The 21,735-nt window shown below is 64.7% G+C and carries 23 protein-coding genes and 3 pseudogenes; 6 read left to right on the forward strand and 20 right to left on the reverse strand.

What is annotated here, in order from left to right:
• Position 1: 1 nt before the first annotated feature.
• Both Q4G22_RS12390 and Q4G22_RS12395 read right to left on the reverse strand, forming a co-directional pair.
• Positions 2–1,789, reverse strand: coding sequence for an SLC13 family permease (locus Q4G22_RS12390; RefSeq protein ID WP_303386236.1), 1,788 nt, complete (start codon positions 1,787–1,789; stop codon positions 2–4).
• A gap of 83 nt (positions 1,790–1,872) precedes the next feature.
• Positions 1,873–2,691: a TIGR00282 family metallophosphoesterase gene (locus Q4G22_RS12395; protein ID WP_303386208.1), complete on the reverse strand. Its 819-nt coding sequence runs from the start codon at positions 2,689–2,691 to the stop codon at positions 1,873–1,875.
• Between the two features lie 139 nt (positions 2,692–2,830).
• Between Q4G22_RS12395 and Q4G22_RS12400 the strand changes: the two genes are divergently transcribed.
• Positions 2,831–3,325: a CAP domain-containing protein gene (locus Q4G22_RS12400; RefSeq protein ID WP_303386209.1), complete on the forward strand. Its 495-nt coding sequence runs from the start codon at positions 2,831–2,833 to the stop codon at positions 3,323–3,325.
• A 32-nt stretch (positions 3,326–3,357) separates the two neighbouring features.
• Here Q4G22_RS12400 and Q4G22_RS12405 read toward each other — a convergent pair.
• The 15 genes and pseudogenes from Q4G22_RS12405 to Q4G22_RS12475 form a co-directional block, all read right to left on the reverse strand.
• Positions 3,358–3,459, reverse strand: a pseudogene (locus Q4G22_RS12405) (5-deoxy-glucuronate isomerase); the annotation flags it as partial.
• Positions 3,460–3,555: 96 nt separating this feature from the next.
• Positions 3,556–3,702 carry a hypothetical protein gene (locus Q4G22_RS12410; RefSeq protein WP_303386210.1) on the reverse strand — a complete coding sequence of 49 codons (147 nt, stop codon included), beginning with the start codon at positions 3,700–3,702 and terminating at the stop codon, positions 3,556–3,558.
• A gap of 147 nt (positions 3,703–3,849) precedes the next feature.
• Positions 3,850–4,557 carry an urea ABC transporter ATP-binding subunit UrtE gene (urtE, locus tag Q4G22_RS12415; protein WP_303386211.1) on the reverse strand — a complete coding sequence of 236 codons (708 nt, stop codon included), beginning with the start codon at positions 4,555–4,557 and terminating at the stop codon, positions 3,850–3,852.
• Position 4,558: 1 nt separating this feature from the next.
• Entirely contained in the window at positions 4,559–5,299 is a 741-nt protein-coding gene (gene urtD / locus Q4G22_RS12420; protein WP_303386212.1) for an urea ABC transporter ATP-binding protein UrtD, read from the reverse strand.
• Positions 5,296–6,519, reverse strand: coding sequence for an urea ABC transporter permease subunit UrtC (gene urtC, locus Q4G22_RS12425; protein WP_303386213.1), 1,224 nt, complete (start codon positions 6,517–6,519; stop codon positions 5,296–5,298). Before urtC ends, urtD begins: the two co-directional genes overlap by 4 nt.
• Position 6,520: 1 nt before the next feature.
• On the reverse strand, positions 6,521–8,428 hold the full coding sequence (gene urtB, locus Q4G22_RS12430; RefSeq protein ID WP_303386214.1) for an urea ABC transporter permease subunit UrtB: 1,908 nt from the start codon (positions 8,426–8,428) through the stop codon (positions 6,521–6,523).
• Positions 8,429–8,488: 60 nt separating this feature from the next.
• Complete coding sequence (urtA, locus tag Q4G22_RS12435) at positions 8,489–9,769, reverse strand: urea ABC transporter substrate-binding protein (protein WP_303386215.1); 1,281 nt, start codon at positions 9,767–9,769, stop codon at positions 8,489–8,491.
• 176 nt (positions 9,770–9,945) lie between these two features.
• Entirely contained in the window at positions 9,946–10,608 is a 663-nt protein-coding gene (gene ureG, locus Q4G22_RS12440; RefSeq protein WP_303386216.1) for an urease accessory protein UreG, read from the reverse strand.
• Positions 10,605–11,279: an urease accessory protein UreF gene (locus Q4G22_RS12445; RefSeq protein WP_303386217.1), complete on the reverse strand. Its 675-nt coding sequence runs from the start codon at positions 11,277–11,279 to the stop codon at positions 10,605–10,607. Before Q4G22_RS12445 ends, ureG begins: the two co-directional genes overlap by 4 nt.
• A complete protein-coding gene (locus Q4G22_RS12450; protein ID WP_303386218.1) occupies positions 11,251–11,721 on the reverse strand; it encodes an urease accessory protein UreE in 471 nt (156 codons plus the stop codon). Before Q4G22_RS12450 ends, Q4G22_RS12445 begins: the two co-directional genes overlap by 29 nt.
• 7 nt (positions 11,722–11,728) lie before the next feature.
• The gene (gene ureC, locus Q4G22_RS12455) at positions 11,729–13,432 is read right to left on the reverse strand and encodes an urease subunit alpha (protein WP_303386219.1); all 1,704 of its coding nucleotides are present in this window, start codon (positions 13,430–13,432) and stop codon (positions 11,729–11,731) included.
• Positions 13,422–13,736 (reverse strand): urease subunit beta, encoded by a 315-nt coding sequence (locus Q4G22_RS12460; protein WP_303386220.1) that lies wholly within the window; start codon positions 13,734–13,736, stop codon positions 13,422–13,424. Before Q4G22_RS12460 ends, ureC begins: the two co-directional genes overlap by 11 nt.
• Before the next feature lie 4 nt (positions 13,737–13,740).
• Positions 13,741–14,298 carry a HupE/UreJ family protein gene (locus tag Q4G22_RS12465; RefSeq protein WP_303386221.1) on the reverse strand — a complete coding sequence of 186 codons (558 nt, stop codon included), beginning with the start codon at positions 14,296–14,298 and terminating at the stop codon, positions 13,741–13,743.
• A gap of 9 nt (positions 14,299–14,307) precedes the next feature.
• Positions 14,308–14,610 (reverse strand): urease subunit gamma, encoded by a 303-nt coding sequence (locus tag Q4G22_RS12470; protein ID WP_303386222.1) that lies wholly within the window; start codon positions 14,608–14,610, stop codon positions 14,308–14,310.
• Between the two features lie 10 nt (positions 14,611–14,620).
• Positions 14,621–15,418 carry an urease accessory protein UreD gene (locus Q4G22_RS12475; protein WP_303386223.1) on the reverse strand — a complete coding sequence of 266 codons (798 nt, stop codon included), beginning with the start codon at positions 15,416–15,418 and terminating at the stop codon, positions 14,621–14,623.
• A gap of 193 nt (positions 15,419–15,611) precedes the next feature.
• On the opposite strand from Q4G22_RS12475, the gene Q4G22_RS12480 reads away from it, so the two are divergent.
• Positions 15,612–16,379, forward strand: coding sequence for an HpcH/HpaI aldolase/citrate lyase family protein (locus Q4G22_RS12480; protein WP_303386224.1), 768 nt, complete (start codon positions 15,612–15,614; stop codon positions 16,377–16,379).
• Positions 16,380–16,640: 261 nt separating this feature from the next.
• Positions 16,641–16,913 carry a hypothetical protein gene (locus Q4G22_RS12485; protein WP_303386225.1) on the forward strand — a complete coding sequence of 91 codons (273 nt, stop codon included), beginning with the start codon at positions 16,641–16,643 and terminating at the stop codon, positions 16,911–16,913.
• Here Q4G22_RS12485 and Q4G22_RS12490 read toward each other — a convergent pair.
• Positions 16,903–17,238, reverse strand: a complete 336-nt coding sequence (locus Q4G22_RS12490; RefSeq protein WP_303386237.1) for a hypothetical protein — start codon at positions 17,236–17,238, stop codon at positions 16,903–16,905. The two genes, Q4G22_RS12485 and Q4G22_RS12490, sit on opposite strands and share 11 nt — an antisense overlap.
• A 30-nt stretch (positions 17,239–17,268) precedes the next feature.
• On the opposite strand from Q4G22_RS12490, the pseudogene Q4G22_RS12495 reads away from it, so the two are divergent.
• A pseudogene (locus tag Q4G22_RS12495) lies at positions 17,269–17,401 on the forward strand (IS5/IS1182 family transposase); the annotation flags it as partial.
• A 385-nt stretch (positions 17,402–17,786) separates the two neighbouring features.
• On the opposite strand, the gene Q4G22_RS12500 reads toward Q4G22_RS12495, so the two are convergent.
• Together Q4G22_RS12500 and Q4G22_RS12505 are read right to left on the reverse strand one after the other, a co-directional pair.
• Positions 17,787–18,968, reverse strand: coding sequence for an MFS transporter (locus Q4G22_RS12500; protein ID WP_303386226.1), 1,182 nt, complete (start codon positions 18,966–18,968; stop codon positions 17,787–17,789).
• Between the two features lie 10 nt (positions 18,969–18,978).
• Entirely contained in the window at positions 18,979–19,803 is an 825-nt protein-coding gene (locus Q4G22_RS12505; protein WP_303386227.1) for an aldo/keto reductase, read from the reverse strand.
• Positions 19,804–19,919: 116 nt separating this feature from the next.
• On the opposite strand from Q4G22_RS12505, the gene Q4G22_RS12510 reads away from it, so the two are divergent.
• Positions 19,920–20,822, forward strand: coding sequence for a LysR family transcriptional regulator (locus Q4G22_RS12510; RefSeq protein WP_303386228.1), 903 nt, complete (start codon positions 19,920–19,922; stop codon positions 20,820–20,822).
• Positions 20,823–21,376: 554 nt separating this feature from the next.
• Positions 21,377–21,529: pseudogene (locus Q4G22_RS12515) on the forward strand (IS5/IS1182 family transposase); the annotation flags it as partial.
• Positions 21,530–21,735: the final 206 nt, after the last annotated feature.

Genomic DNA, 21,735 nt, shown 5'->3' on the forward strand with positions numbered 1-21,735 from the left:
GCTACGGATACAGCGGAAACACAATCGGAATCATCACCGACCCCACCACGGCCAGCAGAATGTTCAGCGGCAGCCCGACCTTGATGAAATCCGCAAAGCGATAGCCGCCCGGCCCATAAACCAGGGTATTGGTCTGATAACCAATCGGTGTGGCAAACGCGGCCGAGGCCCCGAACATCACCGCCACGATCAATGGCCGCGGATCAACCCCAAGCTGCGCCGCCAGCGAAATCGCGACGGGCGTCAGGATGATAGCCACGGCATTGTTCGTGACCATCTCGGTCAGGATGGTGGCCAGCAGATAGACGCACAGCACCAGCATCCACGGCGAAAGCTGCGTCATATGGGGGGCCACACGCGTCACGATCAGTTCGACCGCGCCCGAGCTTTCCAACCCCGCGCCCACGGCCAGCATGGCAAAAATCAGCGCCAGCAACCGGCCATCAACAAAGCCCAACGCCTCATCCGCGTCGATACAGCGGGTGGCCAGCACGATGGCCACACCGATAAAGGACAACAGCAGAATCGGCGCGACCTCCAGCGCCGACAGCGCCACGACACCCGCCAGAACCGCCACGACGATGGGCGCATGGCTGCGGCGATAGGCGCGGTCGCTGGGGGCGCTGACCTCGACCATTTCCATATCTTTGGACAGGCGCTGAATATCGCCTGCCGCCCCCTCAAGCAGCAGGGTATCGCCAACCCGCACCACCAGATCGTCCAGCTGGCGACCGATGTTCTGGTTCTTGCGATGCGCCGCCAGCACATAAACGCCATAGCGCCGCCGCAGCCGCATCGACCCCAGACTGCGCCCGATCATGTGGCATCCGGGGGTAATCAACACCTCGACCGTCGAGGTCTGAACCGAGGACAGCTTGTCGGCGATACGCAGATCCTTGTTGTTCTGAAGGCCAAGAACCTCTGACATCGGCGTGCGCAGCACCACCCGGTCGCCGGGTTGCAGGCGCACAGCCTCCAGATCGCGGCGCAGCGAATCGTCGCCCCGCAGCACGTCGATCACCCGTGCGTTGTCGCGGTTAAAGATCAGGATTTCCGACAGGGCCTTGCCGACAAGCTGCGAATCTTCGGGAATGGCAACCTCGGTAAAGAACTTCATCCGCGACCGGGTGCCGCCAAGCAGCGCCGTCATGGAATCGCGGTCAGGCAGAACGCGCGGGGCGATCACCAGCAGATACAATATCCCCACCACCGCCATCGGCAGGCCCACCGGGGTGATTTCGAAAATGGTGAAGTGCCGCTGCCCGGCAGCGGCGGCAACCCCATCCACCAGCAGGTTGGTCGAGGTGCCGATCATCGTCATCGTGCCGCCCAGAATAGACAGGTAAGACAACGGGATCAGCAGCTTGGACGGTGCCAGCGACATTTCCTGCGCCAGCCGCATAAAGATCGGCATCATCACCACCACCAGAGGTGTGTTATTGACGAAGGCCGACAGGCCACACACGACGCATGACACCATGGCCAGCGTGATCGCGGGCCGGGCTATGGCATGTTTTGCCGCCTTTTGCCCCACATAATCCAGTGCCCCGGTCCGCACCAGGCCACCCACGATGATGAACATAAAGGCGATGGTCCAGGGTGCCGGGTTCGACAGCACACCGGCAATCTGCCCAGGCTTGAGAATCCCGCTTCCCAGCAGGACGACAGCGCCCAAAATCGCTGTAACCTCAGGGGGATAGGTCTCGCGAATGAACAGGGTCAGCATGCCGCCGATCAGAAAGATCGTAAAAACCGCGGCGGTCAGGCCCGTCAATTCAAAACCAAACATCCAGTCCCATCCCTTCTGCCGCGCCATGACGGGCGTCAGGCTGCATTTTTCTCAGCACAGCCTGTCATGCAAGGACCATGTGGTCATGATGTCGCGGGCGACTGTTGCAACCGGCCACCGCTGCGGACCATATGGACCGTCTTGGCCATCCCGCTGCGGTCATCCGTTTCGACCAGAATACCGCTTAGGGTGGCCTCACCTTCGGCGGGGGTAAAGCGGTCGCGCGACATGCCGGTCAGAAAGCGGCGCATCGGCTCAACCTTGTCCATGCCGATTACGCTGTCATAGTCGCCGCACATCCCCGCATCGGTCAGATAGCCGGTGCCGCGCGGCAGAACCTGCGCATCGGCGGTCGGCACATGGGTATGGGTGCCCACGACCAGACTGGCACGCCCGTCGCAATAATGCCCCATCGCCATCTTTTCGCTGGTCGCCTCGGCATGAATGTCCAGCACGGCGGCCTGCACCATCCCGCCCGGCGGATAGGCACGCAGCACCTGATCGACGGCGCTGAACGGATCATCAAAGGGCCGCTTCATGAACACCTGCCCAAGCGCCTGCAACACCAGCACCTTGCGCCCGCGCGCATCGCTGAACACACCATGCCCCCTACCCGGCGCCTCGCGCGAGAAATTCAACGGGCGGATGATGCGCGGTTCGCGATCGATAAAGGACAGCATATCTTTTTGATCGAAGGCGTGATCGCCCAGTGTCAGGCAATCCGCCCCGGCATCCAGCAACAGTTGCGCGTGGCCCGCCGTCAGCCCCATGCCGCCGCTGGCATTTTCACCGTTCACGATAACGAAATCCGCCCGCAGCCGTGCGCGCAGATCTGTCAGACCTTCGGTGATGGCCCGGCGTCCGGCCCGGCCCATCACATCGCCCAGAAAAAGAATTCTCATATCTCTTGGGTAGGGCAAGCCACCGACACGCTCAAGCAAAAAACAGCTAAAATCAAAAACATTAAAATTCAGTGCGTTAAGATAGTTTCCATCGTTTCCGTGCAATGTGACCAAGTGCAGCTTGTCATGCGGAGGGATCATGCGCCTGTTTGTTTTCCTGATTACTCTTTTCAGCGCTTCCGCCACATGGGCAGGCTGCACACCCGGTGGTGCGCCCAGCCTGATCGCCGATCTGGGCCGTGCGACAAATGCCATGCGCGGCCAGATCGGCACAGGACCGCTGACCATTGAAACCGCCCTCAGCCGTGTGGCGCAGGATCACGCTTGCGATCTTGCCCGGCGCAGCACCGTCTCGCACCGTGACGGATCGGGGCGAATGCCGATGCAGCGCCTGCGTCGCGCGGGGCTGACGGTGTGCTATTCAGCGGAAAACGTCGCCATGGGCACCGCTGACGCGGCAGGCACGGTGGCGGCCTGGCAAACATCACCCGGCCACGCCCGCAATCAGCAAAGCACCCGCGCCCGCGCCATGGGTGTCGGCGTCGCGCGCGGACAGGACGGACGGCTGTTGTGGGTGGCGCTGTATGTGGCGGGATGCGACCGGGTGGCGTCACAACGGCGAATGATCTGGTAAAGCGTCGCGTGCAGATAGAACAGATGGGCGGACTCGGCTGCGGGAACGAACCGCCATTTGTGCAAAGGGTTAGCCACGACGTTCAGGCAATACATCTCAAAGCCCACAGGGATGCCACAGGAATGATGGTCTCGCGTTGGTTCATCCAGAATCCGGGGCCGGGTCAGCCGCCAGCGTGCAATCAGCACGCTTTTGCTGATTACCAGCCCGAAAGGTTCTCGATCCGCTCATCAAGGTTTGGGATATTGATCCGCAGCTTGTCCTTTATGTCGAGGCAGAAATTGCTCTCCCCGCTTATCGACACCGCCCAGCTTGATATGACCCGTATGCAAGGCGGCGATCTGCATGTTTTCCAGAATGGAAAGCAGCCATTTCAATTGGAAAGATCACGCCCGCAACATCATCGGATCCGTTGCGCAAGACGGTCCAGCTATTCTTGCAATGACAAATCCCATGCAATCACAGGTTTTTGCCCGAAAACCGGGACCAAATACATCCCCGCCTTGGCAAAGGGCAGAACCGTTTCAGGCTGACGCCAAATTCGCCAGCCGCGCATAAACATCGGCACGCGTGACCTGATCCCGTGCCCCTTGCAAAACCGCCCTGCCCCGTTCCAGCACGGTGAAGCTGTCGCCCAGATCCCAGGCAAAGTCGAAATACTGTTCGACCAGCACCACGGCCATCTCGCCCTGATCGCGCAGGGCGGCGATGACGCGGCCGATCTGGGCGATGATATTGGGCTGGATACCCTCGGTCGGCTCATCCATCAGCAGAACACGCGGGCGGATCACCAGGGCGCGGGCGATGGCAAGCTGCTGTTGCTGCCCGCCCGACAGATCGCCGCCACGGCGGTGGGCCATTTCCGCCAGCACGGGAAAGCTGTCATAGATCGCATCCGGCACGCGGCGCGCACCGCGCGGCAGGCAGCCAAAGCCGGTTTCCAGATTTTCCCGCACGGTCAGCATAGGAAAGATCGCCCGCCCCTGCGGGACATACCCCACCCCGCGCCGCGCCATCTCTTGCCCGGTGACGCGGCCAAGGCGTTCGCCCATCAGCCGCAATTCTCCGCCCGACCGGGGGTGCCGCCCGGCAAGCAGGTTCATCAGGCTGGTTTTACCGGTGCCATTGTTGCCCATGACGCATGTTACCTGCCCCGGCAGGGCCGTCAGCGACACCCCGTGCAGGATTTGCGAGCCGCCGTAATGCAGCGTTACGTTTTCCGCCTCGATCATCTTAACGCCCCAGATATACTTCGATCACCTCGGGGTTGGCGGATACGTGATCCAGCGACCCCTCGGCCAGAACGCTGCCCTGATGCAGCACGGTGACGCGGCAGTTCAGGCGCCGCACGAAGTCCATGTCATGTTCCACGACCACCACGGCGCGGGTTTGGGCCAGCCGCACCAACAGCGCCGTTGTCGCCTCGCGTTCGGCCACGGTCATCCCGGCGGCGGGTTCATCGACCAGCAATAGGCGCGGTTCCTGCGCCAGCAGCATCCCGATTTCCAGCCATTGTTTCTGGCCATGCGACAGCTCGCCCGATTTGCGGCTCAGGTGGTCGGCAAGGCCGACCTCAGTCGCCAGTTCCTCGACCCGCGCGCGGCTGATGTCGGTGGCACGCCAGCGCAGCACCGCGAACGGGCCGCGCGGCGCACGCAGGGCCATGGTCAGGTTGTCGCGAACGGTCTGATCCTCGAACACGGTCGGGCGCTGAAACTTGCGGCCGATGCCGGCGCGGGCGATCTGCGCCTCGGACAGTTTCAGCAAGGAAACCGAGTTTTCGCCCCACAGCACATCGCCAGAATCAGGCCGGGTCTTGCCGGTCACGATGTCCATGAAGGTGGTCTTGCCCGCGCCATTCGGCCCGATCACCGCGCGCAGTTCCGCCGCGCCGATTTCAAACGACAGGTTGTTGATGGCGCGGAACCCGTCAAAGGTCTTGGATACGCCCGATACTTCCAACAGCGCGGTCATGCCTCGGCCTCCTTTTCCTGCAAGGCGCCAAGGTTGGGGCCAAGGTCCGACCCGTGCCGGTCGGGGCGGCGCAGCCCGGCCAGCAGGTCATAGACCGACGACAGGCCGCGCGGCGCGAACAGGGTCACGCAGACAAAGCCGAGGCCAAGCAGCACCTGCCACCAGTCAATCCACTGGATGCGGTAGAACCCAAGGTTCAGGTCGGGCGCGCGCCCGCCGGTGAACCAGCTTGACAGCAGCGACACGGCAATGGCCCCCACAACTGCCCCATACAGCCGTCCGCGCCCGCCAATGGCGACCCAAACGGCAAGGTAGATCGAGGCAATCGGCATCAGTTCCGCCGGGTTCACGATCCCGGCTTGCGGGTAATACAGCGCCCCGGCAATGGCGCAGATCATCGCCGTCAGGGTAAAGATGGTCAGCTTATAAACCTCGACCGAGTAACCCAGAAAACGGACCCGGCTTTCATCGTCGCGGATGGCGCGGATCACGCTGCCGAACTTGCCGCCGGTCAGCCATGTGCCAAGCACGAACGCCAAGGCCAGCGCGGCGGCAGAGGCCCAGAGGAACCAGACTGAGATCACCGATTGCGGGGTGCCGGTCAGGCCGGGGATGTTTTGCAGCCCTGACAGCCCGTTATTGCCGCGAAAGCCGCTGTCGTTCTGGAACAGCCAGAGGGCAAGGGCCAGCGTCATCGCTTGGGTCAGGATCGACAGGTAAACGCCATTCACGCGGCTGCGGAACGCCAGCCAGCCGAACAGGAACGCAAATACCCCCGGCACCGCGACCACCAGCAGCAGTTGCATCGGCAGGCTGCCCGCAAAGGTCCACGTCCACGGCAGATCGGTCGATCCGACGACGCCGAACACTTGGCCCGCGATGCCCTGCTGAATCTCGGCGGCGGTGGCGGGGATGGGCGAGTTGGCCAGCGTGGCGGTAACGATTTCCCCGGTGCGGGCATACATCAGCCACATGCCGATCATATAGCCGCCAAGCGCAAAGAACGCCATGTGACCCAAGGACAGGATACCGGCGTATCCCCAGACCAGATCCATCGCCAAGGCCGCCAGCGCAAGGCACAGCGTCTTGCCCAGCGTCTTGACCATGGATGTCGGGATCGCGCCGGACCCATACGCCTCGGACATCAGGGTAACTGCGACGGTGAACAGGGCCAGCAGCGCAAGCGCGATCAAAAGGGCGGGATATTTGCGGATCAGCATGTCAGACCTCTGCCGCCCGGCCCTTTTGCGGCATGATGCCGCGTGGCCGGAACTGAATAAAGATGATGATGAACAGGATCATCCATGTCTGCGCGGCCAGCGTATTGGCCGGGTTCAGAACCTCGATCCCCTTTTGCAGCCCGCCGATCAGCGCGGCACCGGCCAGCGTCCCCCAGATATTGCCGACGCCGCCGACCACCACGGTCATGAAGGATTGCACGATATAGCCCTGCCCCAGTTCCGACGTGACTTGCGCGAACAGCCCGATGGCCACCCCCGCGATCCCGGCGATGCCGGACCCAAGGCCAAAGGTCATCATCGCGATACGCCCCGGATTGATGCCCATGCTGGCCGCCATGCCGGGGTTCTGGGTGACGGCGCGGACCTCTAGCCCCAGCCTTGTGCGGCGCATGATGAACAGGAACAGCGCCAGAAAGATCAGCGCCAGGACGAAGATGGCGACGCGGATCGAGGATATGCCCACGATCTCGCCCCAACCCACGGACCCTTGCAGCCAATCCGGCGCGGTCAGCGGGCGGGCCTGCGTGCCGAAGATGTTCTTGGCCAACTGTTGCAGCGCGATGGACACGCCGAAGGTCGCCAGCAGGGTTTCCAGCGGGCGGCTGGCCAGATGGCGGATGACCAGCAGATACAGCACCACCCCGGCGCCGAAGGTGACGGCAAAGGCGGCAGGCAGCGCCACGACCAGCGACAGGGTGCGATCCGTGATTAGCGTCTGGGTGACATAGCCGGTGTAAGCGCCCATCATGATGAACTCGCCATGCGCCATGTTGATGACGCGCATCACGCCAAAGGTGATGGCCAGACCGATGGCGGCCAGAAAATAGATCGAGGCAAGCGACAGCGCATCCAGCGCCAGATCAACGGTTTGCAGCGCGCCTTGCCGCAGCGCGATGGCGTTCAGCGCCGATTGTGCGGCCTCTGTCACAGCGGGGTCGGGTTCGGCGTAGATGTCGGCAAAGATGTGGCGGGCAAGGGCGGCGTCGATCTCATCACTGGTCGCGGCCAGCGGGACCAGACCTTGCCGTTCCAGCGCCGAATAGGCGCGATCGCGGGCTGCCGGGTCGGTCAGCGCGGCGACAGGCACGCCGCCGACCATGCCGTCGCGGACATTGGCCGCCAAAGCCGCCTTTTGATCCGCGCCGCTCAGCGGAGCCTGCGCCAGACCGTTCTGCACCAAAGCCGCATAGGCATCGCTGCGCGAAATCTCATCGCCCGGCGTCAGGCTGCGGGCGACATTGGCCCCTTGCGGCAGGGTCAGCCCGGCAAAGCGAGTCGTGGCCAAAAGCGGGTTCAGCGCCGCCTGAAAATCCGCGCCGATAGACCCGGACAGGTCATTGATCGCCGCCACCCGCGCCGTGCTGTCCGGGTCAAAGCGGATGGTCAGCAGCCGTTCCAGCCGCGCCTTGCGGGCGGCCAGTGCCGGGTCGGGGTCGGGCGCGGCGCCCCGCAATGCCGCCAGGTGGTCAGGCGATCCGTCGCGCGCGATAGCATCCAGTGCCGCCGCGCGCCGCGCCGGGTCGGGGTCGGCGATCTGCCCGGCGACCAAGGCCCCCGCGATCAGCCCGCGCACGCCCGAATTGGGCCGCAGCGCCTGCGCCGGGGCCGAGACCGGCACCCCCGTCACCGCATCCAGCCCGCTGTCCAGAAACACCAGCGCGCCGTCCGCCGTCATCCCCAGCCGCCGGTCAGCCCATGCCGACAGCAGCGCCGCGCCTTCGGTGCCGGCCCCGGCCAGCGCCTCGATCACCGGGGCGATGGTCTGGCGCGATGGATTGGCGATCTGGTCGCGGTAGCTGTCCACCACCGCGCCCAGATCCTGCGCCTGAACAGGCGCGGCCAACCATACCGCCGCCATGACAAGGACAGAAAACAGAAAATTTCGCATGAATCCGGCCCCGTTCAGGCAGTTTCGGGGGGGGCGGCACAGGGGCCGCCCCGCTTGGTATCAATAGTTCGACTGAATCTGCACGCAGCTTTCGGTCTGCGTGTTCCACATGCCGCAGCCCTTGCCCGGCCAGTCCGAATCCAGCACCGCCGAGGCGGGCAGGTAATCCGTCCAGGCGTCACCCGGCACCGGCGCGGTCTGGCTGATGATGTCGAACTGGCCGTCGGCGCGGATTTCGCCGATCAGCACCGGCTTGGTCAGGTGGTGGTTGGGCAGCACAGTCGCCATCGTGCCGGTCAGGTTCGGCACCTCGACGCCCACGATCGCGTCTAACACCGCGTCGGTGTCGGTCGTGCCTGCCTTTTCCACCGCCGCGACCCAGGCGTTAAAGCCGATCATCGTCGCCTCCATCGGGTCATTGGTCACGCGGTTCGGGTTGCCGGTAAAGGCGTGCCATTCCTCGATAAAGGCGGCGTTTTCAGGGGTCTCGGCGCTTTCAAAGTAATTCCACGCCGCCAGATGCCCGACGAGGTTCGCAGTATCCAGACCTGACAATTCCTCCTCGCCCACGGAAAAGGCCATGACCGGAATGTCATCAGCGCTGATCCCTGCCGCCGCCAACTCTTTGTAAAAGCCCACATTCGCATCGCCGTTGATGGTGCTGACCACGCCGACCTTTTTGCCGTCGCGACCCAAGGCCACCACATCGGCCACGATCTTGGACCAATCGGAATGGCCGAAGGGGGTATAGTTCACGAACACATCGCCCGGCGCGACGCCCCGGCCCGCCAGATAGCTTTCCAGAATCGTGTTCGTGGTGCGTGGATAGACGTAATCCGTCCCCAGCAGCGCCCATTTTTCGACGCCAAGCTCGTCGGCCATGTAATCCACCGCCGGGATCGCCTGCTGGTTCGGGGCCGCGCCGGTGTAGATGACGTTCTTGGACGATTCCTCGCCCTCATATTGCACCGGATAGAACAGCAGCCCGTTCAGTTCCTCGACCACCGGCAGCACCGATTTGCGGCTGACGCTGGTCCAGCAGCCAAAGATCGCATCGACCCCCTGATCCGAGATCAGCTCGCGCGCTTTTTCGGCAAACAGCGGCCAGTCCGAGGCCGGATCGACGACCACCGCTTCGATCTGCTTGCCCAGAAGGCCGCCCTTGGCGTTTTGCTGATCCACCATCATCAGGACGGTATCTTTCAGCGTGGTTTCCGAAATCGCCATCGTGCCCGACAGCGAATGAAGCACGCCGATCTTGATCGTGTCTTCAGCCAGTGCCGCGCTGGTCAGAACCAGCGTCATGGCGGTGCCGGTCAGAATTGCCTTCAATCCCTGCATGTCTTCCCTTTCAGGCCGCAAAGGGTCCGGCCGCTGCCAGAGGGGTGGCGCGAGGTATCCTTGGGGCGGCATTTGTGTTTACCGTGGCTTGGGCCTTGCGCGGCCTTTGCAGGTGCAGAAAATCCGCTGCCGGGTGCGGCGGCAATGGTGCAGGGCGGTTTCCGCCCCGCGCGGCGTCAACTGCCCTTGGCGCTGGCAGCGAGGCAGCCCTCTGCCTGAAAACCGGGCAGTGAGCCGATGCCGCCCTGCCGGATGATAAACTCGGCGACCTGCTGTGCGCCCTGCCCCTGCCGCAGAGCCGCCATCACCACCGCCCGGCCCGCGCGCGATTCCCGTGCATCTGATTCCAGCATCTCGGCATCCACGCCGACATAGGGGGCCAGGTCGGTCTTGTTCACCACCAGCAGGTCAGACCGCGCCAGACCGGGGCCGCGTTTGCGCGGAATGTCCTGTCCGGCGGCGGTGTCGATGACATAGATCGTCAGATCGGCCAGTTCGGGCGAAAAGGTCGCGGCAAGATTATCGCCGCCCGATTCGATCAGGATCAGGTCAAGGTCCGGGTGTGCCGCCGTCAGATCGGCCACGGCGGCCAGATTGATGCTGGCATCCTCGCGGATGGCGGTATGCGGGCAGCCGCCGGTTTCGACGCCGCGCACCCGGTCGGATGGCAAGACTTGGGCGCGGGTGACAGCCTCGGCATCCTCGCGGGTGTAGATGTCATTGGTGATGACCGCCATCGACAGGCGCGGGGCCAGAAGGCGGGACAGTTCGATGGTCAGCGTGGTCTTGCCCGCACCGACGGGGCCGCCGATGCCGACGCGAAGGGGGCCGTTCTTCATGTTCGGAAAATCCTTGTATGCATGGTTTCGTGGCACATCTGGGCGATGTCCGCGCCGATGGCGCAGGTGCCGAGGTCGGCCTCGGTGGCGGCGCTCGCGCGGGCGGCCAGTTGCAGGATGGTGGGGGCCAGCCCGGCCAGCAGTGCCTGCCCCTGATCCGTGCCAAGCGGCAGGTATCGCACCGCCGCAAGGGTCAGGTTCAGCGCCTGCCCGTGCAGGTAAAGCGCGATCACCTCGGCGCGGGGCAGCGGTTGGCCTGACAGCGCGCGGCCCACCGCCACCGGCAAGGCGGCGGGGGTGGCGGGCGCGCCCGTCAGCGGCGCGGCGGTGCGGGCAAAGGCCGCGCCTTGTTCCAGCGTTTCGGTCAGCCGTTCGGACGACAGGCACAGCGCGCGGGCCAGATCGTCCAGCGCGGCATGGTCGGCACCGGGCCGCAGCGCCAGCGACAGGATCACCGCATCCGACCAGCCCGCGCCATAGTCCAGCACATCGCCCAACCAAGCCGTCAATCCCGCTGCATCGCGGATCGCCCCGCTCTCCATCGCCCATTCCAGCCCCTGCGCATAGGCGAATGCCCCGGTCGGGAAAGCGGGCGACAGCAGTTGCACCGCCAGCAGGCGGGCGGCGTCAGCCCGAACCGCGTCAGTGGGAATGGCCGAATGTCCGTCCATGACCATAGGCCCCGCCCTCGGGGTGAAACGGGGCCATCGCGCGGGTGATCTGCGCGCCCAGTTGGACCAGCATCGCTTCCAGCACCGGATCGGCGCGGATCACCAGATGGTCGCCGCCGATCTGGCAGGGGCAATGGCGGTTGCCGATATGCCAGGCCAGCCGCACCAGATCGCCGCTGATGCGCAGCACGGGTTCATGCGCCTCGACCACCTCGACCGCGCTGCCATCGGACAGGGCCAACGCCATGCCGCCCGACAAGCTGACCGTCTGCGGCAGATCGACCATAAAGCTGGCCCCCCCTTCCGTCATCAGCCGCTTGCGGCGCAGACAGCGCGCGTCGTAATCCAGCACCACGCGGCCCGAGATCGGGCGGCCATGGCCATCGGACAGGATCGCCGTGGCGACGCCCAGTTCGACAGGTTTTATCTCGGCATAGATCATTGTTACCTCAATACAGGAAATAGCGTTGCGCCAGCGGCAGTTCGCCAGCGGGTTCACAGGTCAGCAGCTCGCCGTCGGCGCGGACCTGATAGGTTTCGGGGTCCACCTCGATCTGCGGCGTGGCGTCATTCAGGCGCATATCGGATTTGCCGATGTCGCGGGTGCCGCTGACCGCAACGGCGGCCTTGCCCAGCCCGTCGCAGCAGCCCGCATCCGCCCCGGCGGCGCTGACGAAATGCACCGCCGCCGACTGGCAGGCACGCCCCAGCGCGCCGAACATGGGCCGCATCGCCATCGGCTGCGGCGTCGGGATCGAGGCATTCGCATCGCCCATCTGCGCCGCCACGATCTGCCCGCCGATCAGCACCATTTCGGGCTTGGCCCCGAAAAACGCCGGGTGCCAGATCACCAGATCGGCGCGCTTGCCGGGTTCCACACTGCCGACATGGGCGGAAATGCCATGCGCCACCGCCGGGTTGATGGTGTATTTCGCCACATAGCGCCGGGCGCGCAGGTTGTCGTTTTCGCCGGTTTCCCCAGTCAAACGCCCCCGCTGCACCTTCATCTTATGCGCGGTCTGCCATGTGCGCGTGATGACCTCGCCCACGCGGCCCATGGCCTGACTGTCGGACGAAATGATCGAAAACGCGCCCAGATCGTGCAGAATATCCTCGGCCGCGATGGTCTCGCGCCGGATACGGGATTCGGCGAAGGCCACGTCCTCGGGGATCGCGCGGTCGAGGTGGTGGCAGACCATCAGCATGTCGAGATGTTCCTCGATCGTGTTGACGGTATAGGGCCGCGTCGGGTTGGTGGAGGAGGGGATGACGTTTTGCGACCCGACCACGCGGATGATGTCGGGCGCATGGCCGCCGCCCGCCCCCTCGGTGTGATAGGCGTGGATGGTGCGCCCGCCGATGGCCGCCAGCGTGTTTTCGACAAAGCCGGATTCGTTCAGCGTGTCGGTGTGGATCATCACCTGAATGTCGTGGCTGTCGGCCACGGTCAGGCAACAGTCGATGGCGGCGGGGGTGGTTCCCCAATCCTCGTGCAGCTTCAGCGCCATCGCGCCTGCGCGGATCTGTTCGATCAGCGCATCGGGGCGGCTGGCGTTGCCCTTGCCCGCAAGGCCAATGTTCATGGGCAGGCTGTCCGCCGCCTCAAGCATCCGGCGGATGTGCCAGGGGCCGGGGGTGCAGGTGGTGGCCAGCGTGCCATGCGCGGGGCCGGTGCCGCCGCCGATCATGGTGGTGGTGCCAGAGGCCAGGGCCTCATCCACCTGCTGGGGGCAGATAAAGTGGATGTGGCAGTCGATGGCGCCTGCGGTGATGATCCGCCCCTCGCCCGCGATGATCTCGGTTCCCGGCCCGATGATGATGGTGACGCCGGGCTGGGTGTCGGGGTTGCCTGCCTTGCCGATGGCGTGGATGCGCCCGTCGCGCAGGGCGATGTCAGCCTTGTAAATGCCCGAATGGTCGAGGATCAGCGCATTGGTGATGACCGTATCGGCCGCCCCCGCGGCGCGGGTGACCTGGCTTTGGCCCATGCCGTCGCGGATCACCTTGCCGCCGCCGAATTTCACCTCTTCGCCATAGGTGGTCAGATCGCGTTCGACCTGAATAATCAGATCGGTGTCGCCAAGGCGGATGCGGTCGCCGGTGGTCGGGCCATAATGGGCGGCGTAATCGGCGCGGGTGATGTCAGTTGCCATCCAACGCCCCCATGACTTGCGCATTAAAGCCCCATACCTGACGCGCCCCGGCAAAGGCGATCAGCCGCACCTCGCGCCGCTGACCGGGTTCAAAGCGGATCGCGGTGCCTGCGGGAATATCCAGCCGCATTCCGCGCGCGGCATGGCGGTCAAATTCCAGCCCGGCGTTGGTTTCCGCGAAATGATAATGGCTGCCGACCTGCACCGGGCGGTCGCCGGTGTTGGCGACCATCAGCGTGATCGCCGCGCGACCGGCATTCAGGGTGATGCGGTCGCGGGCGGGGATGATTTCTCCGGGGATCATCGGCTTAGCCCGCCACCGCCAGTGCGACGCCCGCCAGCCCGGTCACGGCACCCGCCGCGCGCAGCGCCAGGCCGGGGGCCACGCGGGCCACAGCAATCCCTGCGCCATGCAACAGCGCGGTCGCCAGCGCAAAGCCCGCCGCATAAGCCGCCAGCCCGGTGGCCGGGCCTTCGGCCCCATGCGCCCAGCCATGCGCCGCGCCGAACACCGCTACCCCGGCCAGCAGCACCGCCATCGGCAGGCGCAGGGCCAGCGCCACCAGTGCGCCAAGGACGATGACCGAGGTCAGGATCATCGGCTCGACCCCGACAAAGGGCAGGCCCAAAGCCCCGGCGACCCCGCCCGCAACCATCGCGCCGACAAAGACGGTGGGCAGCAGCCAGACCGCGCGCCCGCCGATCTGCGCGACCAATACGCCAAGCGCGACCATGGCCAGAACGTGATCCAGCCCGCCGATGGGATGCGCCATCCCGGCGGCCAGCGTTCCGGTGTCATGGCCCGGATGGGCCAACGCCGCCTGCGGCAGCAGCAAAAGGGCGGCGGATGAGAAAAGCCGTTTCATTGCGATCTCCTATCGGATGGGGTGGTGGACCGTGACCAGCTTGGTCCCGTCGGGAAAGGTCGCCTCGACCTGCACGGTCTCGATCATGGCGGGGATGCCGGGCATACATTGATCGGCGCGGATCACCTCGCCCCCTGCTGCCATCAGATCGGCGACGGAGCGGCCATCGCGCGCGCCCTCGACGACGAAATCGGTAATCAGGGCGATGGCCTCGGGGTGGTTCAACTTGACGCCGCGCGCCAGCCGCCCGCGCGCGACCATCGCGGCGAGGCTGACCAGCAGCTTGTCCTTTTCGCGGGGGGTGAGGTTCATCGGTTGCCCTTCATATCTGCCACACACGGGGAAGCGCGCCGGGGCGCAAAATCTCGATCAGCCGGATCATCTGCCGCCGCAACGGCCAGCCATCGGCGGCAACCGCCCGCACGACCAGCCGCCCGTCCAGCGCAGACGCGGCGGCGGTCACGCCGGGTTCATCCAGCGCAGCGCGAATAGGGACCAGCGCATCGGCGGCACCGTCCTGCACCAGCACCAGCACCGCCATCGCCCGCGCCCCGCCCAACAGAGCATGGCCTGCGCGGGCCAGCGCCGCATCGGTCAGCCGCAGCGGATCGGACAGCAGCAGGCGGCCATTGCGTTGGATCACGCGACGGTCAGTCAGCCCAAGGCGGCGCACCGTCTCGCCCATGGCCGCGCGGCCCAGAATGATCGTCTCAAGCCCCAGAAACGCAGCATCCGGGGCCAGATCGACACTGGTCAGCCGATCCAGCCGCGCATCGTCAAACATGATGGTTTCCTGCGGCAACCAGTTCAGGCGCGCACCCGGTCCGGCGCTCAGGCTGACACGGACGCGGGCCGGGATGCCGCCGGGGCTGGCACGATAGGCACGTTCCGCCGTCTGGGTCGTGGCGGTAGCCGCGCCCTGCGTCACGCCGAATGACAGCTCCAGCCGGTCGCCATCGGTCATCCCGCCGGATGTATTCAGAAACACCACCTCGGGTGTGCCGCGCAGCCGCAACATTGCCTTGGCGGAACCGGCCTGATGCAGCGCCACCAGCCGCCCCCCCGACAGGGTGACGCGGGCCTGACCAAAACTGCGCTGCATCGGGGCGGTGTCCAACATGCCCCCAGAATGAGCGGCAGCGGCACGGACCAAAAGCCGGACGGGCACGCCACAGCCGCCGGAAGTGCGCATCAGACCAGCAAAAGGTCATAATGCGGGCAGTCTGCACCCTTTTCGGGCAAATACGAAACGCCCCGCCCTCTTGCGCCGCCTGCGCCGCCGCCTAAGCTGCGCCTGTCACCGGAGGTTTCCCATGCCCGCACCCCTGAATCGTCTGAAACAGCGTCTGGCCCGTGGCGAGGTGCTGCACGGCATCTGGCTGGGCCTTGCCGATCCCTATGCGGCGGAAATCGCGGCGACGGCGGATTTCGACTGGCTGCTGATCGACGGCGAACATGCGCCCAATGATCTGCGCAGCCTGTCGGCACAGGTGGCGGTGCTGGCCGGTAAAGCGCCTGCGCCAGTGCTGCGCCTGCCCGACGACGACCCGGCCCGGATCAAGCAGGCACTGGACATCGGGGTGCAGTCGCTGCTGATCCCGATGGTGGACAGCGCCGAACAGGCCGCGCGCGCGCTGCGGGCCACCCGCTATGCACCGCAGGGCATCCGCGGCGTGGGGGCGGGGCTGGCACGAGCTTCGGGCTGGGGGGCGGTGCCGGATTATGTAGCCACGGCAAACGACCAGATCTGCCTGATCGTGCAAGTGGAATCGGTGGCCGGATTGGCGGCGCTGAACGATATTCTGGCCGTGCCCGGCCTGGACGGCGTGTTCATCGGCCCCGCCGATCTGGCCGCCGACATGGGCCATGCCGGGCAATCCACCCACCCCGAGGTGCGCGCCGCCGTCACCGACGCGCTGCGCCGCATCCGCGCAGCAGGGCGCGCGGCAGGAATGCTGTCCACCGATCCCGGCTTTGTGGCTGAATGCGTCGCTGCGGGGGCGAATTTTGTCGGCGTCGGCATCGACGTGACCACACTGGCGCAGGGGCTGCGCGATCTGGCCCGACACTGGCGCGGTTGAGGACGGGTCAGACCCCGATCAGAATGGCGGGAAGTCATTCACATTGGTCAACGTCGGCCCGACGACCTGCCCACAACACCTGCGAAACCCATGCGCATCATTGCGCGCCGACATCGGTGCGGCACAAGCAGCGACCAACTGCCCGCCTCGCCCATCTCGCCGCCGCCGGGGCCACGTGTATGGCAGCGGACACCAGCCTTGAGACATGTTCATCCGCCTGAGCAGTCGCAGGATAATATGTGATGCCAAGTCCACGGCATCATGGCTCTGCTGCGTATGAAATTCATCCAGATGCTGCTGATCGTGTCGCTGATGTGGCTTTTGCTGTTCGACTTCGCCATCAACCCTGGATTAATACCCACCGTCCTTGTCGCGCCCGCCGACGACCGCTTTGTCCACGTCATGATAACGGCACCGGAAAACACCAGTGAGTATCGTTTCATCTCGCCCATCCTACCGCCGCCGAGACAGAACGGATGCTGCCCGATGGGCGGATGTCGTTCGGCGTCACCATCGTCCGGGGTTAGGCGCTGACCTGCCGAGCACCCACCGCCGCGCCAAATATCATCGTCCACCGCCGTTGCACCCCCGAGAGGCTGAGCCAGTTCAACATCCTGCCGGGTCTGCCGGAAATCATCATGAAAATGGCCATGGTGATAATGACCTTGATCGTGCTGACCTGCGAAATCGCACGCGACACCATGAAAACCTGCTGGCCGCGCCCGTCACTCCAGCAGAAATCATACTCGCCAAGATCACCCCTTTTCTGACGGTCGGCGCGATATAGGTGACGGTCATTCAGATCGCAGCGCGGATCATTTGCGACGTGCCGCCCAAGGCTGGCTGCCTTTGCTGGCATAATGAGGGTTTGGCATCAGCCCCAGGAACAGTCGATGAGACCACCCATCTGAAGGCGCATCGCACAGCGTCCAGCCTGTGGTTGAAAAGGGGGCGCGGATGCCTGATCGGGCGCACAAAAGACGGATGAACACCAATTGCACATTATGGCCGATGCTCGGGGCCTGGCTATCCATTGGTGAGCGGGCGGTGGTCCGGGTCTTGGCGCGGGGGTGTCACAGGATGGGCTGCCCCAAGACGATCAGGGGCTGCAAGGGATTGATAAGCTCTCACCCATCCCGGATCGGGGCGCGTGGAGATCTATGCCACGCTGTATAGGGAATTGGGGCGGATTTGGGCTGGACAGAGGGGCAACCCATTGAATAGGCCGCCCAAAACAACAACACCCGCAGCGAATGCTGCGGATGTTGTCAGTATCAGCGACCGTTCGCCCAAGATGCCGATGAGCAGATCATCGTCGAACTTGATTCGTTCATGTCATGGCTCTCTATAGGCCGGACCCTGTAGGGTAAGGGCGGTATCCCTTGTCACAGCATCCGGCCTACAGTCTCAATGCGGCTCGACAACAGGTCGATTCTTGCGGCTCTTTATAACGGCGGGCCAGACCAGCACCAGCCCGACCGCGGCGGCCAGCCCGCCCGCCACGGGAACCATGGCATAGCCCAGCCCCGCGCTGATGACCGCGCCGCCAAGCGCCGCGCCGATGGCATTGCCCAGGTTGAACGCGCCGATATTGATGGACGAGGCCAGCCCCGGCGCGTCATGCGCGGCCTGCATCACCCGCATCTGCACCGGCGGCACGACGCCAAAGGCCGCAGCCCCCCAGATCAGCAGCAGCACGGCGGCGCTGATCGTGTGGCCCAGAAACAGCGGCGCGGCCAGCATCACCACCGACAGCAGCGCCAGAAAGCCCGCCGTCGCCCCGTCAAGCGACCAGTCCGCCACGCGCCCGCCCAGCCAGTTGCCGATGGTAAAGCCGATCCCGATCAGCATCAGCGCCAACGTGATGAACCTGTCGGACGCCCCCGCCAGCGTGGTCAGGACCGGCGCGACATAGGTGTAAAGCGCAAACATCGCGCTTGACCCCATCACCGTCACCAACAGTGCGATCAGCACATTGGGGCGGGTCAGCACGCGCAACTCGCGCGCCACTTCGGGGCGTTGGCCTGGCTCGCCCTTAGGCAGCGCAAACCAAAGGGCGCCGATGGTCAGCAGGCCCAGCAGGGCGGTGCCTGCGAAAGCCTCGCGCCAGCCGATTTGCTGGCCGATCCAGGTCGCCACCGGCACGCCGCCGATATTGGCGATGGTCAGGCCCATGAACATGGTGGCCACCGCGCTTGCCTGTTTCTCGCGCGGCACGACGCTGGCCGCGACCACCGCGCCAAGGCCGAAGAACGCCCCGTGGTTCAGGCTGGTCACGACGCGCGCGGCCAGCAGCGTCCAGTAATCCGGCGACAGCGCCGACATCAGGTTCCCCAGCGTGAATATCCCCATCAGCGCCATCAGCGCCGTGCGCTTGCCAAAGCGGGCGAACAGCAGCGTCATCACCGGCGCGCCGATCATCACGCCAAGCGCATAGGCGCTGACCAGAAGCCCGGCCGAGGGGATGGACACGCCCACCCCCTCGGCGATGACGGGCAGCATTCCCATGGGCGAAAACTCGGTCACGCCGATGCCGAAAGCCCCGATGGCAAGGGCCAGCAGCGGCCAGTTGGAATTGCGCGTTTCCATTGAATTATCCTTATGCAGCCCAATCCGGGGCAAGACCTGCCGGGCTGACCAGACGGCCATCCGCGCGGGAAAGGGCGGTAATGCGGGCCATTTCGGCACCAGACAGGGCGAAATCGAAAATGGCGAAGTTTTCCGCCAGACGGGCGGGATTGGCGGTTTTCGACAGCGCGATAATGCCCTGCTGCACCAGCCAGCGAAGCGCCACCTGCGCCGCCGTCTTGCCATGGCCCGCGCCGATTTCCGCCAGCACCGCATCGCGCGGCACCGCGCCATCGGCCATGCCGTAATAGGCGGTCAGCGCGGTGCCGGTATCCGCCGCAAGCGCGATCATCGCGGATTGGTCCAGATAGGGGTGCATCTCGATCTGGTTGGTGATGATGGGCGTGGCGGATGCCGCAATCGCCGCCTTCAGCTGGCTGCGGTTATAGTTGCTGACGCCGATATGGCGCGTCTTGCCCGCCGCCTGCACTTCGTTCAGCCATTCGATCTGACGTTCCACCGGCACCGCATCGCCGGGCCAATGCGCCAGCAGCAGATCGACGTGATCCACGCCAAGCCGGTCCAGACTTTCATCGACCGAGGCCGCGAACCGATCCGCGCTGTAATTCGAAACCCAGACCTTGGTGGTCAGGAACAGGTCATCCCGCCGCGCGCCCGCAGCCGTCAGCGCCCGGCCCAAAGCGGCTTCGTTCTCATAAATCTGCGCGGTGTCGAAATGGCGAAAGCCGGTCTCCAGCGCGGCGGGGATCAGGGTTTCGACCTCGGCTTCCGACATGCGGAACACACCGAAACCAAGCGCGGGGATCACGGCCCCATGAGCATTGACGTTCATCATCACAATCTCCTGTTCGGGCGGTTTGCCCGCGATGCAGCCCAGATAACCCGTGCAACGGGGCTTGATAATCGCCCCGAATGTCACATTATCTGTGAAACCATTTCACAGGATGGCAGATGGACAACCGGGCGGGCGAAATGCAGGTCTTTCTGCGCGTGGTCGATAGCGGCAGCTTTTCGCAGGCCGCGCGGCATCTGTTGATGACGCCATCCACCGTGTCGAAACTGATCGGCCGGATCGAGGCGCGGCTTGGCGTGCGCCTGCTGGAACGATCCACGCGCCGGTTGTCGCTGACGCAAGAGGGGCGGATTTACTATGATCGCAGTCAGGCCCTGCTGGCGCAACTGGAGGCCGTGGAACAGGAACTGTCCCAAGGGGCGGCCAGCATCAGCGGCACGGTGCGGGTGACGGCCTCGGTGGGCTTCGGCATGGTCGCGGTAGAGCCGCTTTTGCCCGCCTTCTGGGCCGAATATCCGAATATCGTGGTCGATCTGTCGATCTCGGAAGACATCGTGGATCTGTATCTGGATCGCACCGATGTGGCCTTTCGCGTCGGCCCCCTGGCCAATTCGGGGCTGACGGCTGCCAAGCTGGGCACCGCACCGCGCCGGATCGTGGCCTCGCCCGCCTATCTGGCCCGGCGCGGCACCCCGCAAAGCCCCGCCGATCTGGCCGGGCACGCCTGTCTGGGCATGAACTTTCGCCATCCCATCTGGCCCTTGCGCCACGGCGGGCGGGTGGTGGATTTCCCGGTCAGCGGGCCTTTGCTGGCCAATAACGGCGAGACCGTGCTGCAAATGGCGCTGGCGGGCATGGGGCTGGCCCGGATGGGTGAATTCCACGTCCGCCGCGACCTGCAAAGCGGCGCATTGGTCGCGGTCATGCCCGATGCGGTCGAGGGCGACGGCGAGGACGTCCACGCCCTGTTCCTTGGCGGCGATCACATGCCCCACCGCGTCCGCGCCTTTCTTGATTTCATGGTGCCACGGCTGCGGGCGTTCATGGATGAGGGGGTATAAGCGGCAGCCAGTCGTGTCGGTTATCCGCCGCTACAGGCATTGACACAGGTCGCATCAACGCGACGCGCGCGCCGGATCAGTATTCTGGTCTGGCATGAGCCAGCGACAGTCTGCGACAGTTTTCCAGCCGCAGCCCCTCGGGCCATGGTGGTGCCAAATCGAGCATGATCGCGATGCCCCCCGCAGTTGACCAGCCCCGCGATAGCATCCAGCGCGTCGAGTTCCAGCCAATCACCAACCTTCAGCCCCTACTGACGCAGAAAACGATCTACGATCTGTCCGCCCCCTTGGTTACGATCACAGGCGAATAAAGGGACGACGCAGGATCACGTCGCGCGGATCATCCAGCCCGACTATAAGGCGGCGGGCAAGGATCGCGCCAGACTGGATCTTGAACAACTCGAATCTGCCTTTCGCACAAGTGTCAGGGGCTTTCTGTGGTCCCCTAACAATCCTGCCAACGGGGGCTATTCCCCAGCCGAGACCGCCCGCACTGCGACCCTGGTCGCATAATATGCCACCCACGATCATCGTCGACCAGTTTTATTCGCGACGGCACTATTCCAGCGTGGCCTATACTCATTTTCGGGCACAGAGGCTCAAGAACGTGCGCACCGAGGTGGCGCTGCAAGCGCTAATCTACAATGCCAAGAGGATGGTATCCTTGATCCGCAATCCGGCGCCTGATGGCGATTATTCCGGGATGAACATGATGACCCGATCTTTGGCGTGATCGCATCCGGCGCAGGCTTGGTCCGGGATAGTCATGACAAGTCTTTCCAGGCGCAGAATTTTGACACACCCGCCCCTGGCGCAGCAGCAAGTCCGACATGGAAGGCATTCATCGGATGTCCGGTCAGACCCGTCGCGGCAAATATTGGCGCAAGGGTCGAGACCGAAGCGTCCATCAGCC

Origin of the sequence: Paracoccus sp. (in: a-proteobacteria) (assembly GCF_030538655.1) — a bacterium.
In the GTDB taxonomy this organism is placed as follows: Bacteria; Pseudomonadota; Alphaproteobacteria; order Rhodobacterales; family Rhodobacteraceae; genus Paracoccus.